This is a genomic window from Pseudomonadota bacterium (assembly GCA_011049115.1).
GTDB lineage: Bacteria > Desulfobacterota > Anaeroferrophillalia > Anaeroferrophillales > Tharpellaceae > DSCM01.
This window is the reverse complement of record DSCM01000131.1, coordinates 1-19,091: the sequence shown is the minus strand read 5'-3', so window position 1 is coordinate 19,091 and position 19,091 is coordinate 1. Positions and strand designations below refer to the sequence as shown.

Sequence of the window (19,091 nt, the reverse complement as noted above, 5' to 3'; positions counted from 1 at the left end):
TCACGTAAAGGTTACCTTGCTTAATCCAAAACCGATTACTCCAATAATCCAATCTCGACCTGACTTTCAGAAACCAGCATTCCCACATCCTCCCCCCGGAACGCCCCGGCCAGCGATCCTTAAAAGCGACAGCTCAGATTGCAGAAATATTCCTGTTCCGGCATCGGATAACCATTAAAGTCCTGATATTCGTCCCCGCCCAAGTTTTTTGCTTCAAGATTAAGCTGCCACTCGCGACCGGACAAGGCCAGGGTCAGGGTCAGGCCGCAGTTAAGCAGATTTTTCGCGGAGGCCGGCAGAAGATTGGCGGCATCATAATACATTCCGCTCTGGCCCTGATACTCCAGATAGCTCATCAGCCGGCCCCAGCGGTTTTCCAACCGCACCAGAAAACCTTCTTCCCAACGGCCAGGCAGCTCCCGCCCGCGGAAAGCTCCGATATCCCCGCGGTTCTCGCTCTTCTGCCAGGTGGCGTTGCCAAGCAGGCGAAAACCGACCCCCAGATTCAAGACCGCCCGCAGCTCCAGACCGTTGACTCGGGCGGCCGAGATATTTTCCGTATGACCAACCCCACGGGCATCGTAAACTCTGGCAATCAGATCGTCAATCCGGCTGTAAAAAAGCGCGCTTTCAAGTTCAATCCGACTCAGCCAGACAAAATTCAAAGGCAAGTCGAGATTAAGCCCGAGATCGTAATTCCGCCCCTTTTCAGGTTTCAGATCGGGATTGCCGACAATCAGACCGCGGTCCCCGAAAAGCTCATAAAACGAGGGCTCCCGGCCATAGGCGGCCCAGTTGGCCCGCAAAGTCAGTGGCCCCCACAAACGATAGCGCAGACCGAAAACCGGACTGATCAGATCGTGGCGCCGCCGATATCCGGGAATTGCGCTGCCATAATTGCCGACCGCGCTTTCAAGCCGGTCATCGTACCACTGATAATGACAGGCCGGGAGCAGAAGCAGACGCTGCTGAAAAAAATAGATGCTGTCCTGCAGGGCGGCGGCGACATAATGGCGACGACTGTCGCCTCGGGGCCGGTGCAGAAGAAGATCCTCGGTGGCATAGGTTTCACGCCCCGCTTCCAGGTTAAAGGAAAGAACCTGGCCTTCCATCGGCCATTCGACGAACAGAGACGCACCGTATTTTTTCGTTTGGTACTGATCATGCTGACGGCCGAGACCGATAATCCCCTGCACGTCATTGTAGGTTTCTTCCTTGTCGCCATAAAAAAGCTGGCTCGCCAGATTGAGTCTCCAGGAACTAACGTTATCGGCCTCCAGCCGAGCGCGAAAAAGATGATTCTCTGTCTGAAAATGAGTATCGGCGACCGCGCTGTTATTCCAGGTCGGCAGACGGCGGTCCTGGTTTAGATACTGTTCGGAAAGCTCCAGGCGCAGATCCTCACTGAAATAATAGCCGCCTTTCAGCAGCAGACTACGCCGGAACAGTTCATTGTTCTGCCGTTTTTCCCGGCGGTCATCGGCCGGATTCCAGGTTGTTCCGTTATCATTGTCGAATTTAAAATCATTGTCACTGCCCAAATATTCGGCCTGAGCCAGCAAATCGAAGTGTCCGGCCTGACGATGATGCAAAGCCGCCGCCAGGCGTTTACCGGCAAAGGACCCCAAACCGAAACCAAGACTGCCGCCGCTTCCCGAACCGCTGCGACGACTGCGAAGATTGATCACCCCGCCGAGACCGGAACGATTAAAATTAACCGGCGCGTTTCCCCGATAAATCTCGATCGCGACGAGATCATGCAGCGGCACCAGGGCCAGATTGACCCCGCCCCCGGACGCATCGTTAAGCAAAACGCCATCGAGATAGATATAAACCTGATCTCCGGAAGCCCCGCGCAGGGAAACCGATGCATAACCGCCAAGGCCGCCGGAGCCCCGCACCTGCACTCCGACTTCCTTGCCCAACAGTTCGCCGAGACTGGTAATGCCGGGATCGATATCGGCGAGATTGATAACCGTCGCAAACGAGGTCAGCTGAGCCGGATCGACATCCCCGGTGTGGAACTCGTCGCCCAGCGCGCTACTTTCAACCACGAGGTTATCCAGCCGCACCGGCGATTCGGCCGCCGCCAAGCCAAAGCCGCTCACCAGAATAAAAGCGGCAAACAACGCGGAAGCCGACCTCGGAAAAAAGGAAAGATCTTTTAACAAAGATCGGCGGCTCCGGCAAGCCGGCAACAGCGCTGACAACAACCAACTTTCTTGCAAAATCAACCCTCTTAAGTTCAGCTAAACCCGGAAAAACAAAAATCCCGAAAAGCCACAAAAACGGCTCTTCGGGATTTCCCTTTGCTAATCACGAAGTTCGACCCGGATACAGGTCTGTCATTCAACGCCGCACCACCGCCGCCGAATTTTATCCGGATCTTGTTTCAGAGCAGGTCTTCTGGCTTCCGGGTCAAACCTAACAACCGCACCTTCCCATGTGGTTCAGACTACCACACAGTGGCCTATCGCGGCTTTCGTAACCGGTTACAGCGGCGGGCCCGCAGCCGACTTACACGGCATTCCCTATTGTCATCGACCCGAAAAAAACCGGGCTGTCAAAGATGACTCCGAAACTTAAAAAAAATCAATATTCAATTACGGACCCCTATAGACGATCGTTCTTCTCCTGTCAAGCGCTTAAAAACCGGCCGCAAGCCGTCTCAGCCCCGGGCCAGTTCCGCCCGCAGCCAGGACAACCAGAGTTCCAGCCCCTCCCCGCTGCGGCAGGAGAGGGGAAAAATCTCTATCGCCGGATTCAGTCTCAGCACCCTTTCCCGCATCTTTTCCAGATTAAAATCGGAAAAAGGTAGATAATCCATTTTGTTGACCACCAGAACATCGCACAAAGAAAACATCAGCGGATATTTAAGCGGCTTATCGTCACCTTCGGGAACACTCAGAATCATCACATTTTTATGAGCCCCGGTATCAAATTCGGCCGGGCAGACCAGATTTCCGACATTTTCCAGAATAATCAGCTCAAAACCGGAACCGGCGAAACCAGCCAGCCCCTTTTCAACCATCGAGGCATCGACATGACAAAACCCCCCGGTCCGCAGTTGCACCGCTTCAACCCCGGCCCGAACCACGGTTTCAGCGTCGACCAGGGAATCGATATCCGCTTCGATCACGCCCAGTCTGATTTCGTCGGCCAGAGCGGCGATGGTGCTTAAAACCAGGCTGGTTTTGCCGGCGCCGGGAGAAGCCATTAGGTTAAGCAGCAGGGTTTTTTGTCGCCGCAAGCGCCGGCGCAGAGCCTCGGCCACCTTGCGATTGTCGGCAAAAAGCTCTTCCTTAACTTCGATCAGACGGATCGCGTCATTCATATGCCCTCCAGATTTTTGATAAAATAGCCCTGCCCGCGCAACAAACGGCAGTGATGGCCGGCGCAAGCCGGACAATAATTGCGGGCCTGCGCCCCACCGTCAAAAGCAAATTCAGCGCCGCAGTCGGCACAAGTCAGGGTCGCCGGCACCCGTTTGAGCAGGAGCCGGGCGCCAGCGGCCCGGCCGCCCCGGCTGAGATGGTCAAAATAACGCTGCAACCACTCATCTTCAAGCTCGCTCAAAGCCCCAACCTCAAGATGGACCGCAGTTACCCGCCGCAACCGATGCCGGGCGGCATGTTCCAGAACCACCTTCAGAATCTCGGTAATGACCGGAAGCTCGTGCATGGTTACAGTTTACCCCGTTCCCGGGCCATCTGCATAAAGGTTTGCACCATGGTTTCCGGAGGCACGATCTGTTTTTCAGGTTCTTTGCGACGCAGGCGCAAAGCCTCGAAGGAGCAAACCGGGACACAGACCCCGCAACCGATACAGCGCTCCGGATCAACCACGGCCTGGGCCTCGATGTGCAGCGCTTCCATATGACAGTGCTCGGCGCAAGCGCCGCAGGCCACGCAACGCTCGGCATCGACCTCGGCATAATAATTCGAACTGACCATGCGGGCCGGTTGCGGCATCTTTTTGATATTTTTCAGGACCTGACAACAGCAGCCGCAGCACATGCAGATATTGATCGGTTTCTGGGAATTGCTGGGCTGCAGAACCAAACCCGCATCCAGGCCCTTACCCATCAACACCAGCGCCTCTTCCTGGGAAACCGCCCGCCCCAGACCGTTTTCCTCATAGTAGAAAGCGGCCGCGCCGAAGGAAAAACAGGCCTCCATCGGGCTGTCGCAACCCGCGCCCACCATTTTCTGCTCCCGACGGCAGATGCAGGGAGCTACCACGATTTTACTCTGGCTTCTGATAATCCTTTCCGCCTCCTCGTAAGGCATCACCGCCGCTTCCGGATTCACGCTTTCCGCCACCGGAATCACGCGCAGCTGCTTGGTTTCCATGGCGGACCAGGTTTTTTCCATCAGGTAAGGCAGATATTCGTTAACATCGTGGATCAGATCCGCATTGAGATCATTGACATGGTATTCCCAGATACCGACGACGAACTGCGACGCCATGTAGAGCACAAGTTCATCCTTGCGCGAACGAAAAATCAACCCCTTGCCGGCCATCGTCTCCAGTTTTGCCGCCACCTCGTTTTCATCCGCGCCCAGCCGGCGAGCGATTCTGGCCGCCGGCTCCGGCATCATCCGCAAGCCCAGGGCGATAGCCGCTTCCTCCGGCGCGAAAAGCCGCCGCAGAATCCGCAATTCAACGCCGCTGGCGGTAGCGGGAAAACCCGCCGGCAGATTATCCAGATGACCGGCGAGTAGCCGATACACATCCATGGTTTCGCGCTCCGTTTCACTCATGACCAACCCCTTATTGTTTTGTTTTTATTGTCAGCGTTTGGCGCCTGTCGCCCTTGTCCGCCGAGGTCAGGATCCCCCAATTCTCTGGGCGCGGGCACCAGCTTGCGCTGTCGCGGGGAAACGGCGGCATCACTTACCGCCAGCCAACCAAGCATGCGAGACAAGCGCCATCGGCGATCTCCCAGGGCGTCACCTATACCATAGATTTAAATTTACACCAGAAAATTTTAATGGCTTCGTTCCCCTTCAACCTTCGTCGCTGCGGCTGACTTTCAGGTCCGCTGTCGGTCTCAGGTTTCTGGCGCATCGCCCGCAAAGCGGTTACTGCGCCATCCCGTTTTTTGCGCTTTTCAAGCGTGGTTACGAGTTTAGCTATCTCCTTAAGAGCCCTCCAGGTTCTGCAGAAAAAAGCCAGTCCTTCCTAAGCCCTTGACCCACGCGTTTTTTGTTGACCGCACCGCTATCGTTATTTTTACTTGACTTTGAATCGAATAAAACGTAGCTTGATTTTGAAAAAAGGACCTGAGACCTGTTGGTCAGAGGAGAAGTAAATGGCCCAGATCACTTTACACAACCATTCGGTCAACACAATCGGCGAGCTTCCCGCAATCGGCGCCAAGGCTCCGGACTTTGAGCTTTCCCGGGCCGACCTGAGTCTCGCCACGCTTAAGGATTTCAGCGGTCGGCGCCTGGTTCTCAACATTTTCCCCAGCATCGACACCGGAATCTGCGCCACTTCAGTCCGGCGTTTCAACGCGGCCGCGGCAAAACTCGACAACACCACGGTGCTTTGCATCTCGGCCGACCTGCCCTTTGCCCAGGCCCGTTTCTGCGGGGCTGAAGGTTTACACAACGTAATCACCCTGTCGGCCATGCGCGACCGCAAGTTCGGCGAGGATTACGGAGTGACCATGATTGACGGTCCGCTGGCCGGTCTTTTTTCCCGGGCAGTCGTGGTTACAAATGAGCAGGGAACGATAATCCACACCGAGCAGGTCCCGGAAATCGCCCAGGAACCCGACTATGACGCGGCTCTCGCCAAACTTGGCTGACCGTTATGAATCCGGACTGAAGACAACCGCCGCAAACCGGGGTCACCATAATTTCAGCCCCATCCAAGCCCGCCGGGAGAAAAAAAATGGACCAGCAACGCCTTGACGCCCTGGAAACCGCCTTAAGCAACGAGCTTAAGGAACGCGAATTCTACCTTGAACATGCGGCCCGCACCAGAAACCCCTTGGGCCGAACGATGTTTACCCGTATTGCCGACGAGGAACTGGAGCACTATCAGCGCCTGCGCGAACTGCAGAAAAAATGGCAACAGAATGAAAAATGGCCGCAAGACATTCCTCTGGTCGTGGCGGGCTCCAATCTGCAGGAAACCATGCATGGTTTCCTGGCCCGGGAAAAGTTCGAAGAAGCCGGGGACCAGGACGATCTGGAAGCCATCAGAACGGCCATTGAGTTTGAGCAAAACGGCGTCGCGTTTTACGAAAAAATGCGCGCGGCGGTAAGCGACCCACGGGAAAAGGATTTCTTCGCCCTGATGGCCGGCATTGAAGGCCAGCATCTCAAGTCACTGCTTTTGACCGAGGCTTTTTTTCTTGACCCGGCCCAGTGGTACCAGGAATACGAACACAGCGGCCTGGACGGCGCCTGATCTCAGCGGCGCACACTGGAAAAGACGCGGCGCCGACAAACAAACCCAAACAGATCATTCGCATGGTTGACACTACAGCTTACAGCACCTTAACGGCAAGTTTTACCAACCCCCCGCACCCGTTAAAACTCGGCCCACAAAGAAAAAGTGCAGTCTTGTTTTTTCGACTCCGGGCCATCCCGCAAAATCTTCCGACTTAATATTCTCGATATTTTACCGTGATGGCGCGAATATTGCTGACCCGTCGACCTTGTTCCTTTACGGAATAATCGCCATCAGGAAAACGATATTTGGAAGATGCTTCAAGTCCGCAGGGAAAACGCCGCGTTTTCCCTGGCCCGAGTGGTCTTTCCCAGGGATGGCTGAGCACCACGGATCGGGAAAAAGACATTAAGGAAAAGAATACGCCGACGTATCCTGGAATACACAATCGTAATTCCATGGCCGTTTCAACCTGCGGGCCGCGCTTTAAAAAACCCTGGCGTTTTTTGCGAACACTCTATCGAGGAGATCTTATGCCGCATGAGACTGCAGACAAAGACATCGACAACCGGCAGAACTTACCGGGCCCCGGCAAGACTCCCGGGGCCGGCGGTGAAAATTCACGATCCGAGCAACTGCACCGGAACCCCCTCAGGCTTCTGATTGTCGACGATTCCCGGCTGATCCGCACCGCGGTCAGAAGTACATTCGAGCAGGATTCCCGGATCAGGGTGGTGGGCGAAGCCGGCAACGGCAGGGAAGCATTAGAGATGATCCCCCAAATCAAACCCGATGTCGTCACCCTCGACATCAACATGCCGAAAATGGACGGCTTGCTGACCTTGAAGCATATCATGATCAAACATCCCACGCCCACGGTCATGCTCAGCTCCCTGACCAGGGAAGGCGCGACCAAAACCTTCGATGCCTTACGCTTCGGTGCCATCGATTTCATCGAAAAACCTTCCCGGTTCGGCGACGAGGCCCTGGCAACCCAACGACGACAACTTCGGGAAAAAATCATGCTGGTCGCAAACGTCAGAATTGAAAATGTACGACTGCTGCGATCAACCGCAACCAGTCCCGCCGCGGACCCGGCCAAAACCGACATTGAACACTATGTGGTTTTCGGAGCTTCCGAAGGCGGTTACGGCGCCCTTCTGAAAATCATTCCACGACTTAAACCGCAATGGCCGGCGACCTATCTGGCGGTTGTCCACGCCGACCCGTCCCATATTGACGCTTTTGCCGATTACCTGCACAAGCACAGCGCCATCAACGTGCAACGGGCCGTAAACGGGATTACCCTGCAAAACGGCACTTGCTATCTGGCGGCGGGATCCGAATACATAACCACGAGCCAGGAGCAGCAAGGTCTGAGCTTAAGAGTACACCCGTCTCCCTTTCCCGATCGGCGCGGTGCCATCAACATGCTGATGCTGTCGCTCTCTGAAATCATGCCACAACGCACAATCGGCATTATTCTTTCCGGACGGGAACAGGATGGGGCCGAGGGCGTGGCCGAAATCGCCCGGATGAAGGGGAAAGTCATCATTCAATCTCCCCACACCTGCCTGTTCAGGGAAATGCCCCAGGCCGCCATCTTGAAATGCAGCTCAGGCAAAGTCTTACCCGATGCCTATATCGCGGACGCGATAAAAACTTATTGCCAAACCCTTTAGAGAGAGGAACCAGCCATGTTGAAAAAGCTTAAACTCAGAGAAAAGTTCATGCTTCCCGGCACGCTCATGACCCTTGTGCCGCTTATGATTTTCGGATTTATCGCTATGCAGCAGAATCAGGCGATGCTCTCGGTGGCAACGGAAGAGAGTCTTGTCCTGGCCAAGGAAGGACTTGATCACAGCGTCAGGGGTTTCTATGAGATGTGCAAGGTCCAAAACGATCTACTGCAGGAAAATCTGCGGGACAATATGAATGTCCTGCAGAAACTGATCGAGAACGCGGGCGGCATTCAGCTCACCAATGAACCCGCGTCTTGGGAAGTTATCAATCAGGACAGCCAGGCCAAGTCCTCAGCCAGCCTGCCGAAAATGCTGATCGGAAACATCTGGCCGGGCATGACGGGCGATCCCCATCTAACCATTCCGGCAGTTGACGAGCTCCAGCCCCTGGTCGGCATCACGACCACCGTGATCTGCACCATCTATCAACGCATGAATAACAACGGCGACATGTTGCGCGTCGCCTCCAACATTCTTCAGGAAAACGGACGCCGCCGAATCGGAAGTTATATTCCCTCCAGCGTCGCCAACAAACCCGATCCCATGATAGAAACCATTCTTTCCGGCAGGACCTACCAGGGCCGAATCACCTTAAGGAATCAGTTCTACTTGACCCTAGCGGAACCCATCTTTGACCGAAACAAGCAGATTGTCGGCATGCTGGAAGTCGGAGTACCCCTGGAAAAGAATAAAACCCTGCGCCAAGCGGTCTATGGCATCAAAATCGGTAAAACCGGTTATGCCTGGGCACTGGACAGCAAGGGAAGATATATTATCTCGAAAGACGGAGTCCGTGACGGAGAAGATATTTCCGCCGCCCAAGACAGCAACGGCAAATTTTTCGTCAAGGAGATCGTTGCTATCGGCAAAGCCCAGAAACCGGGCGGAATCGGGGAAAGCTACTATTCATGGAAAAACCCCGGAGAGCCCGTGGCCCGCGCGAAGGTTTCCCGGATTATGTATTTTGCCCCCTGGGACTGGGTCATCGGCGTGGGTTCCTATGAAGATGAATTTTTAGCTTCAGCCACGTCTATCGGAGCGATCAACCGACAAAATCGGAATCTGCTCTGGGGCTTGCTCGCCGCCGCCTTTGTCGGGGCCTCGATCATCTGGCTTCTGGTTTCCCAGGGTATCGCCAATCCGATCCGTAAAATCGCAAACACGATTCATGCTTCAGCCCAGGAACGAAATCTGAGCGTCGTAGTTCCGGTCAGCAGCGGGGACGAACTCGGCACCATGGCCACAGAATTCAATGGCTTGATGAAAATCCTGAAGGAATCCTTCCTGACGATCATCAAATCTTCCAAGGCCGTGGCCGGATTATCGGATAATGTCGCGCAGCGGGCCGGCGCCAACCAGAAGCGCGCCGAAGATCAGGCTGAGCAGATGCGGATCGTACAACAGACGGTGGAAGACATGCGGGCCACAGCCAGGGATGTTGCCTCTGCGGCATTGCTGCAGAACGAGTCCGCCGACACCTCCAGCACAAAAACTGAACATATGATGCAGATCATGAAAACGGTTACGGAGGCCGCCGACAGCCAGACCAGGGATGCCGCCACGGCTATGGAGCGCGTCCAGGCCATGGGTGACACCGGCGACAAAGTCGTGCAGGCCACGCAAAAACAGGGTGAGCAGATCATCACCGCCGCCAAGTCCGTTACCGACATGGAAAAGTCAGTCCAGGAGTTGATCCGCATCACCTCCGAAGCCACCTTGCTGGCCAACAACGCCTTAAAAGCGGCCAACGAAGGCACCGAATCCGTGGCGGCCACGGTTGCGGGTATGCGGAACATCGCTGAATCGTCGGAACAGATCTCGGAAATCATCACCGTCATCACGGATATCGCCGAGCAGACCAACCTGCTTTCCCTGAATGCCGCCATTGAAGCGGCGCGGGCCGGGGTTCACGGCAAGGGTTTCGCCGTCGTCGCCGATGAAGTAGGTAAACTGGCACAGCGTTCTTCGGAAGCCGCCAAGGAAATCACCAAGCTGATCAGAGATTCCTCGGCCCAAGTTGAAACCGGAACCCGTCTTTCCGATCGAGCCCGGCTGGCACTGGATCAGATTGTTGCCGGCAGCGGCAATAGCTTGCAGGCCACCCAGAAGATCGTTCACAGCACGGAACAGATCGCGACCGGTATTCAAAACATCAATGCCATGATGGCAGGGCTCAACCAGCTGGCCCGGGAAATCGGGGAGATGGCCGGACAACAGGGCGAACGCCGGGCGACATCCATGGCGGCCCTTGCCACCCTGACGGAAAAAGCCGGCACCATTTCCGCACTGATCGAGAACGCGAACCAGGGGCTTAGCGAAGTCGGTCAGCAGATGAAAGAAATCGTAAAACGAAGCGAAGACAGCAGAAAGATGACCGACCTACAGGCGCAACGCTCGCAAAAGCTGGTGGAAATCATCGAAAAATCCACCGCGGACGCGCTGCAGACCAAGGAAGGCGCCGGAACGGTCGTGAAACTTGCCGACGGGTTGCAGAAGCTGTCCCATGTCATGACACAGCAAACCGAGCAGTTCAAGGTTTAGGAAGCGCTCCTGCGGTTTTAAAAATTACAGTTGGGTCAAAAAAATCCGGGGTATTTGGCGCCCCAGTCAGCCAAGTACTTACGGCGCAAGGATCAAGGCCTTCCGGCAACGTGGCGCCCAGGTAAAACTTCAAGGAGATTTTTGTCATGAAAGAACAGTACCCGAATCAGGAAATAAATCAGGAGGAAAATGACGGCCTCATGCAAATTGTGGGTTTCGTCATTGGAAATGAACTGTTCGGGGTTGATATCCTGATGGTACAGGAAATCATTCGGGAAACCTCCTGCACCGCGATTCCCAATGCCCCCGACTTCATCGAAGGGGTTATCAACCTGCGGGGAAATATCGTTCCGGTTATAGATTTAAGGCGCCGCCTCAATCTAAATTCCGTAAAAGCCTCCGGCAAGACCTGGATCATGATTCTGAATATCGGGGATCGAGTGACCGGTTTCGTGGTCGATTCCGTAACCAAGGTCCTCAAAGTCCCCCGCGACGGCGTCAAACCTCCCCCGGATATCGTGGTTTCCGGCATGCAGAGTAAATACATTACCGGCGTTTGCCAAATTGATCAAGGTCTGCTGGTGCTTCTGGACTTCAACCGCATCCTTCTGGTGGAAGAGATCATGAAACTACGTCAACTAAACATAACTTGAGACCACAAGGTAACCAAGCATGGGAAAAACCATACTGATAGTGGACGATTCCGCTATCATGCGCAAGATGATCAAGGCAACCCTTCAGGCCGCAAACCATCAAATAATCGGTGAGGCCAAGGATGGCAGCGATGCGGTTGAACTTTACAAGCAGGCAAGACCTGATCTGGTAACCATGGACATCACCATGCGGGGAATGGATGGCCTGGCCGCGGCCGAAAAGATTCTGGCCTTCGACAGCCAAGCGAAAATCATTTTCCTCTCCAACCTCAATGAAAAAGATTATACCGAAAATGCCCGCAGCCTGGGCGCCAAGGGCTATTTCAACAAAAACAGTACCGAAGAAATTCTGCGGCTGATTGAACAATTATAAATTATAGGCGAATTAATTATAGGCGAAGTGAATGATTTCGGGCTTTCAAGGAGAATGACATGACGGATCTTTCCCTGCTTCAAGATTTCATTATGGAAACGGGAGCATGTCTTGAAGAGATGGAAAGCGACCTTCTCCACCTGCAGAAGGAGCCCGACAAACGGGCGCTTTTGGATAATATTTTTCGCTCGGTTTACACCGTTAAAAGTGCGGCCGAGTACTTCGGCATCGAACCGGTCGCGAGATTAGCAAATGAAGCTGAAGGCTTACTGAATCAGATTCGGCCCGCCCGGCCCGGGATAACCAAGGCAACGATTGACCTTCTGCTGGCCGTCAGGCAACGGATCGGACAATTGGTCGCAGAACTTGAACACGAGCCGGGCGAGCCGACAAAGATCGATGATCTGATTGAACAGATTCAGACCCTCAAACAAGATTTTTCTTTGAACAAAGCTTATAGTGAATCAACCACCGTAAATGAATTTGACGAAATGGATTTTTCCGACCCCAACGCCACCGCAAGCACGTATGAGGAGGACGATGACGAGCTTTTAGGAATTTTCCTGGAGCACCTGGAAAAGGGCCTTCTTGATCTCCAGACCCAAACTACTACCTTGTTCACCGCCGGCGCCGCCGGCGGACTAGACGTTTTAAATGACTGTTTGAGTATCATTGACTCGTTAAGTTCTTCCGCCAATTACATGGGTTATGCACGGCTGGTTTCCGTCTACGAGAAATGGACCCGGAAGCTGCAAGCAATCCGGGAACTGGTTGAAAACGAAAACCAGGCTTTTTCTCCGGCCGCCGTCGAAAACCTCATGCAAGACCACTTCGCCGTGATCGCGGAAATTTTTCCGCAACTGCAACTTCCTGAAACCGAAGCAAGCGCGGCCGCAATCGAGCTGCCGGCACCCGCAAAGAGTGATCCCCAACCAGGGTTTGCCGGCGCCATCAGGGAAGCATTCGGTACAAACGACGATTCCTGGGATCTTTTAACCGCGCACGCCGCCGAAGACTCCTCGATGGCGGCAGAACCTTCGCCCCCCACCACGGCCTCGGAATCACCACGCAGCGACAAAGATCTTCTGGCCCGTCTGAGCTGGTCTTTCGATCGCCAGATCGCCCGGGATCCGGAGGCTCCAGAGAAGTCCGATTCGGTTGAAATTGAAGCGGAGCTGTTTTCTTCGTCCGATCAGGCGACGGCTGAACCGACGTCGCCTGATCCCGAAATATCCGTCCCTGTCGTTGACAACGACGTGGCTGTTGCCGGTCCAGGCCCCGAAATCGTGGATAATCTGAGCGCTGTTTTCGCCGAGATAAGCCCCATCTCGACGGACGATGACCGCACGGAAACCGATGACGAGGAACTCTTCAGTATCTTTCTGGAACACATGCAAACCGGGCTCTGCGATCTGCGAAAACAAACTGAACTTCTCCAAGCAAGCACCGATAACGACCATCGCATCGCCACCCTCAGAACGATTCCGACCCGGCTCAACTCACTGCGCGCCTCTGCCAACTACATGGGTTACAGACAATTGGCCGCTCTTTACGACACCTGGGTGAAAGAGATTCAGGCAACTCCAGATCCGCTGCCGGCCGATGGAAAACCGGCCGCATCCACGTTAATTGATCGCATACGAACCAACATCGTTCAACTTTTCGACCATTTTTCACAACTTGAACACGGTCGGAAAATCAAGGACCAGGCCGCGACCGAAAAACCGACCAACCCCGTCCCTTTTGCCGCTGACCCGCCAACAACAACGGCTCCTGACAGCGAACCATCTCCGTTTGCCGCAGGCGCTGAACCCTCCGCCGCTATCGAGGCGCCGGCCATCGCCGACCTCACCATGCTTCAGGATTTTATCGTGGAAGCCATGGAACATCTTGAAGAGATGGAAAACAATCTTCTCCGTCTGGATGCCGACCCGGACGGCCCGGAGATCTTAAACGATATTTTCCGCTCGATTCACACCATCAAGGGGGCGGCGGAATACCTGGGCATCAAACGCATCGCCAAGCTTTCACATAATCTTGAAAACCTGCTCTACAAGCTCCGTCAGCACGATCTGGCCGTAAACCGGGAAGTGATGGATCTGCTGATCGCCGGCCGCGATCGCTTAAACCAGTTGACGGATAATCTGAAACAAAGCCAGGCCGAAAAAACCGAAATCAACGATCTGCTCGAACGCATTCGACTGCTCAACCAGGAAAAAGCCGGCCCGCAATTAAGCCCGACCACCGCAAATCACGCTCCAGAGACGACCGTCCAGCCTGAAGTCGATTCCGAGCAGGAGCGACCTTCCCTGACCGAGGTAGAAGCCCTGCTTAAAGCGGAAAATTCCGCCCTGCTTCAGGGCAACGATCGCCGCGACCCCGAGAAACATTCGCGGCGCCAGACCGACCAGATCAACGAAAAAAAACTCAAGCAGAGTTTTCGGGTCGAGGCCGGCAAAATTGACGAACTGATGAATCAGGTCGGAGAATTGGTGGTCAGCCGGGTCGGGTTTAACCAGTTGCTTAGAGAATTACGGGAGTTCCAACAGGAGCACAGGTTCGACCTGCGGGAAATGAAACGGCTTACCGGCCTGACCTTTCGCCTGAATGAGGCCACGGTTCTACTGGGCCGGGTCGCCAATGAACTTCAGGAAAGCGTCATGAAGGTTCGCATGCTGCCGATCTCCCAGCTTTTCAACCGTTATCCCCGGCTGGTTTTTGATCTGGTCCGCAATGTTGACAAAGAGGTTAAGCTGGATATTCATGGCGCGGACACCGAACTTGACAAGATGGTAATTGAAGAGATTTCCGATCCCCTGATTCATATCATCCGCAATGCCGTCGACCATGGTATTGAAACGACGACGGAACGGCGAAAAAAAGGGAAACCGGATATCGGCACCATCAGACTTGAGGCCTATCACGAGGGCAATCATGTTGTGGTTAACATCATGGATGATGGACGGGGCATTGATTTAAACCGCGTCAGGGAAAAAGCCCTGGCGGGACGATTTGCCTCAAGGGAAGAACTGGAACGGATGTCGAACCGGGAAATAACCGAACTGATCATGAAACCAGGGTTTTCCACGGCTGAAATTGTAACCCATATCTCGGGTCGCGGCGTGGGCATGGATGTAGTCAGAAAAAATATCGAAAAACTCAACGGTACAATTGAGATCGACACCATCCCGGGAATCGAGACCCGCTTCCGTATTAAGATCCCTCTGACCTTAGCCATCATCCCCGCCTTGCGGGTCAAGGTCAGCGGCGAGTTATTCACCATTCCTCTTTCCACTGTGAAAGAGACCTTCCGGCTTAAACCTGATGCCATCGCCACCATCAACAGCAAGGAAGTCATCACCCTGCGCCACCATACCCTGTCCCTGGTACGCCTGGCAAAGTTGTTTAAGCTTAAAGAAACCCGGAACGATTCGCGGCCGGCTTTCGTCGTCGTGGTCAGCACCGGCATGAAGGAAGTGGGGCTGGTGGTTGACGCCCTGCTGGGACAGGAAGAGGTGGTTATCAAGCCGTTGGAAGACTACCTTCAGGAAAAAAGCGGCTTTTCCGGGGCCACGATTCTGGGCGACGGCAGAATATCTTTGATTCTCGACGTTTACGAATTGATTAATCTCTTCATGGATCGGGAAACGGGCAGAAGAAGCGCCAGATCGACTTCGTGATAAACCGACAGAGGTTGAAAAACAACCCGACAAAGGGGAAGCTTTATCATTGCATGAACATAACGTTACGGACGCCGGTTTGAAGAACATTCTTCTGCTGAATTGCTCCTCTTACCTGAAACAATCCCTGACCGACTATCTGGACAAGCAATCGGGATCATTTCAGCTGCTGAGCTCTAACGGCCATGAAGAGACGCTCACCCTTTTACAGAACGAAAAGATTTTTCTGCTCATCATCGCCAGCGAGGAAAACGCTGAACTTCCTTTGGGACTGCTGGAAAGAATCACTACCAGTTATCCACGACTCGCGACGATTCTGATCTTACCTTCGGACAGCGAACCGCTGCGAAAAAAAATTCCCGCCCATCCCTGCCTGCAAATTCACGAGCAACCATTTGACCCGGCTTCGATCTTGCACCTGCTCAGCGAAGATTCCACCTCCAGACAGACGCAACAAGGCTTCGTCGGCACCCTCAAGATCACCCAGCTGCATAACCTGGTTCAGATGTGCTGCCTGGCGGGAGCCAGCATCAGTATTCGAATCAACGACGATTTCCAGCAAGGGGAGATTTTCATTCAGGATGGAGAAATCGTCCACGCCTGCTGTGACAACCTCATCGGGGAAGAGGCTTTCTATACCATCATGAACTGGCATGGGGGTGATTTCGAAACCCTGGACGGCGTCGCGGGCGGGATGATCTCGATCAGATCCAACTACGAATATCTCCTGCTGGAATCCGCCCGCCGTAAAGATGAGCTGGGTAGGATCTTTGCGGATGAAGATTTTAAATCCGACAATAATCTGAAAACCGCCGCGGCCAGCTTCGCCGCAACCCGTAAGATCAGGGTGCTGATCGTGGAGGACTCCATGGTCATGGCAAAAATCATGTCGAGCATGCTGCTGGTGGCCGAAGACATGGAAATCGCCGGCATCGCCCGCAATGGCAGGGAAGCCCTGCACATGATGGAGAATCTGGACTTCGATTTAATTCTGCTGGACGTCAACATGCCGGTGATGAACGGCAGTGCGACCATGAAACATATCATGATTAAAAGCCCATGTCCGGTCGTGGTTATGAGCAATGTGGGCAGCGGTTCGGCGGAGGCCATTATCTCACTGCTGGATCTAGGGGCGGTTGATTTTATCGGCAAACCGGTCAAGAGCAAAGACCCTTTGCTGCAGCAGCAAAATATTGTCGCCTGCGTACGGCAGGCGGCCAGAGCCAGACCGGCGGTTTTTCAACGCTTTCGCGGCGCCAAAACCTTGCCGGGGCAAAGCCACGCCTCCCCTCTCGCCGACGGTCTGGTCCTAGTTTTCACCGGCTGCAGTGGTCATGGAGCTTTGTATCACCTGGCCACCGGCCTGCCGCAGACCAACAGCCCCATGGTTATCGGCCTGAGCTCTATCCCCGGGTCCTTCATTCCTGCTTTTTCGAAACATCTGGCGGGTCTGTGCCGTCAAGATGTAACTCCGGTCACAGAGGCTTTCCCCTTACAAAGCGGTCGATTTTACCTGGGTTCCAGCCTCTCCTCATGGGATTTCCAGACAACCACGCAGGCCATCATCTCGAGCTCACGACAAACGGCGAACATCAAAGGAAAAGAGTCCGCAGATTTTGATTCTCTGCTGACCGCCGCCGCTGATTGCTTTTCTGAACGCTTGCTTGTCGTGCTCCTTTCCGGCGCGGAAACCGGTGCTCTGAATGGTCTGCGCCACGTTCGCGACCAAGGCGGCAGGATCCTGGTTCAGCGTCGTTCAAGTTGCATGATGCCTGAGTCCCTGGCCGCGGTTTTTATGGCTGAACTCCACGACCAGGAACTCGAACCCGAAGCCCTGGCCAACGGGATGGTTGCCTGGATCAACACGCTGACTTAAGCCGAAACGGCTTGACAGGAATGAATAAGATGACAACCGAGATAATCCCTGGTAAAATGACCTCTGTGAAAAAGGATGCCCAGAAAATAAAGGTTCTAATCGTCGACGACGCCGCCTTCATGCGCAAGGCCATCCTTGAGTTGCTGCATAACGATCCTCAGATTGAAGTCGTCGGCAGTGCGAGCAATGGCCAGGAAGCACTGGAACAGATCCTCCGCTTGCAGCCGGATGTGGTCACGCTGGATATCGACATGCCGATCATGGATGGACTGACCGGTATCAGACATATTATGATCAAATGTCCCTTGCCTATCGTCGTACTCAGTTCCCTGTTCAGTGATGGGGCGATAACCTTTGAGGCCCTGCGCCTGGGGGTGGTCGATTTCATTCCCAAACCATCAGGCGCCGTTTCACCCGACATTGATCGTTCCCGGCAACAAATCATTGACCGGATCAAGATGGCGAGCGAGGTCAAGCTCAATAATCTGCGCCGGGTACGCCTGCCGCGGCTTCATCGAAAAGAAAATCTCGGCCGTTACAGTTACCAGCCGCTGGACTACCTGGTGGCCATAGGGACAACCCTGGGCGGTCCGAACGCCATCATTCGCCTGCTTTCCAGTCTGGCGCCGACCCTGCCGGCGGCGCTGGTCGTGGCCCTGGAGATCGCACCTGAAATCATCAGCGCCTTCGTCCAGCACCTTGACCGGCTGGTACCCTGGGAGGTTTGCGAAGTCCGGGACGACCTGCCCCTGAGATCGGGGGTCTGCTACATCGGTTCCTGTCGGCAGACAATCGGTCTGCAAAGCCAGGATGACAAAAGCATTGCCTTGAAACAAAGCGGCGGAGAAAGCGAGCCTCTTAATCAGCTTTTCACTGCCGCCGCCGAGGTTTTTCAAAACCATGCCGTGGGCGTGCTGCTGACCGGCATCGGAACTGACGGCGCCGACGGCATGGCCCGGATTCAGAAGTTTTCCGGCATCACTATCGCGCAGGATACCGAATCATGCGTCTACCCCAACCTGACCGAAAACGCGATCAGACGGGGAACCATCAATCTGGTACTGGACGAATTCGAGCTGCCTCAAACCATCATGTCCATCATTAACGAATGAAGGAGCCACGATGATTGTCGTTTGCGAAAAATGCCGGAGCCGCCTGAGGCTCAGTGAAAGCGACCTGAACAACGCGCCCCCAAAACTGCCGGTGCGTTGTTCTCGCTGCCGACATAGCTTCACGATCACCCTGCCGGACAGCCTTCCTCGAAACCAACCCGTCAATCTGCCACTGGCTGACGAGACAACGCATAATTCTGCAACGATAGTTATCACCAATCAGAAGGGGGGGGTCGCCAAAACTTCCACCTGCCTCAATCTCGGCCTGTCTCTGAGCCTCATGAAAAAAAGCGTTCTGCTGATTGATTTTGATATGCAGGCAAACCTCACCCTCTCCCTGGGATATCAGAAGACGAGTTCATTTTACGACGTTTTTCAAAACGGCTGGCAGAAGCTTGATTCCGCCCTCATTCAAACCCCCTATCCCGGGCTGTGGTTATTGCCGTCGAACAAGAATATGGTTTTGCTGAGCAAGAAATGCTTTGGTGGCAAAGATTATGAATTTATTTTAAAAAGCCACCTGAGCCAGGTTCAGGACAGGTTCGACTACATTATTATCGACACTCCGCCCTCCATTGAATTTTTCACCATCAATGCTCTGAGCGCTTCGCATCTGGCCATCATTCCGACGCAATGCGATTACTTATCGGTACATGGCGTCGAACAGGTCTTAAGCTTTATCAATTTAATCCGCAAGAAAACCAACCCC

Annotated in this window: 14 protein-coding genes and 1 riboswitch; of the genes, 10 read left to right on the top strand and 4 right to left on the bottom strand. The window is 54.2% G+C overall.

The window, feature by feature from the left end; translation table 11 throughout:
• Nucleotides 1-119 precede the first annotated feature (119 nt).
• The 4 genes from ENN66_11200 to ENN66_11185 form a co-directional block, all read right to left on the bottom strand.
• Nucleotides 120-2,171 carry a TonB-dependent receptor gene (locus ENN66_11200; GenBank protein ID HDS17149.1) on the bottom strand — a complete coding sequence of 684 codons (2,052 nt, stop codon included), beginning with the start codon at nt 2,169-2,171 and terminating at the stop codon, nt 120-122.
• 207 nt (nt 2,172-2,378) lie between these two features.
• Nucleotides 2,379-2,593: riboswitch (cobalamin riboswitch) on the bottom strand.
• Nucleotides 2,594-2,668: 75 nt separating this feature from the next.
• On the bottom strand, nt 2,669-3,334 hold the full coding sequence (gene hypB / locus ENN66_11195) for a hydrogenase accessory protein HypB (GenBank protein HDS17148.1): 666 nt from the start codon (nt 3,332-3,334) through the stop codon (nt 2,669-2,671).
• On the bottom strand, nt 3,331-3,681 hold the full coding sequence (locus ENN66_11190; GenBank protein HDS17147.1) for a hydrogenase maturation nickel metallochaperone HypA: 351 nt from the start codon (nt 3,679-3,681) through the stop codon (nt 3,331-3,333). Before ENN66_11190 ends, hypB begins: the two co-directional genes overlap by 4 nt.
• 2 nt (nt 3,682-3,683) lie before the next feature.
• The gene (locus ENN66_11185; GenBank protein HDS17146.1) at nt 3,684-4,739 is read right to left on the bottom strand and encodes a 4Fe-4S dicluster domain-containing protein; all 1,056 of its coding nucleotides are present in this window, start codon (nt 4,737-4,739) and stop codon (nt 3,684-3,686) included.
• A 575-nt stretch (nt 4,740-5,314) separates the two neighbouring features.
• Here ENN66_11185 and ENN66_11180 point away from each other — a divergent pair.
• From ENN66_11180 to ENN66_11135, 10 genes are all read left to right on the top strand, one after another.
• On the top strand, nt 5,315-5,815 hold the full coding sequence (locus ENN66_11180) for a thiol peroxidase (protein HDS17145.1): 501 nt from the start codon (nt 5,315-5,317) through the stop codon (nt 5,813-5,815).
• Nucleotides 5,816-5,901: 86 nt separating this feature from the next.
• Nucleotides 5,902-6,423, top strand: a complete 522-nt coding sequence (locus tag ENN66_11175) for a hypothetical protein (protein ID HDS17144.1) — start codon at nt 5,902-5,904, stop codon at nt 6,421-6,423.
• A gap of 290 nt (nt 6,424-6,713) precedes the next feature.
• Nucleotides 6,714-8,087, top strand: coding sequence for a response regulator (locus ENN66_11170; protein ID HDS17143.1), 1,374 nt, complete (start codon nt 6,714-6,716; stop codon nt 8,085-8,087).
• A 15-nt stretch (nt 8,088-8,102) separates the two neighbouring features.
• The gene (locus ENN66_11165; GenBank protein HDS17142.1) at nt 8,103-10,688 is read left to right on the top strand and encodes a HAMP domain-containing protein; all 2,586 of its coding nucleotides are present in this window, start codon (nt 8,103-8,105) and stop codon (nt 10,686-10,688) included.
• Between the two features lie 146 nt (nt 10,689-10,834).
• Nucleotides 10,835-11,341 (top strand): chemotaxis protein CheW, encoded by a 507-nt coding sequence (locus ENN66_11160; GenBank protein HDS17141.1) that lies wholly within the window; start codon nt 10,835-10,837, stop codon nt 11,339-11,341.
• 19 nt (nt 11,342-11,360) lie between these two features.
• Entirely contained in the window at nt 11,361-11,714 is a 354-nt protein-coding gene (locus tag ENN66_11155) for a response regulator (protein HDS17140.1), read from the top strand.
• A 59-nt stretch (nt 11,715-11,773) separates the two neighbouring features.
• A complete protein-coding gene (locus ENN66_11150) occupies nt 11,774-15,394 on the top strand; it encodes a chemotaxis protein CheA (GenBank protein ID HDS17139.1) in 3,621 nt (1,206 codons plus the stop codon).
• A 49-nt stretch (nt 15,395-15,443) separates the two neighbouring features.
• Nucleotides 15,444-17,270, top strand: a complete 1,827-nt coding sequence (locus ENN66_11145; GenBank protein ID HDS17138.1) for a response regulator — start codon at nt 15,444-15,446, stop codon at nt 17,268-17,270.
• Between the two features lie 20 nt (nt 17,271-17,290).
• Nucleotides 17,291-18,382, top strand: coding sequence for a response regulator (locus tag ENN66_11140; GenBank protein ID HDS17137.1), 1,092 nt, complete (start codon nt 17,291-17,293; stop codon nt 18,380-18,382).
• 10 nt (nt 18,383-18,392) lie between these two features.
• Nucleotides 18,393-19,091 (top strand): hypothetical protein (locus ENN66_11135; GenBank protein ID HDS17136.1); only part of this gene is annotated, 699 nt, incomplete at its 3' end.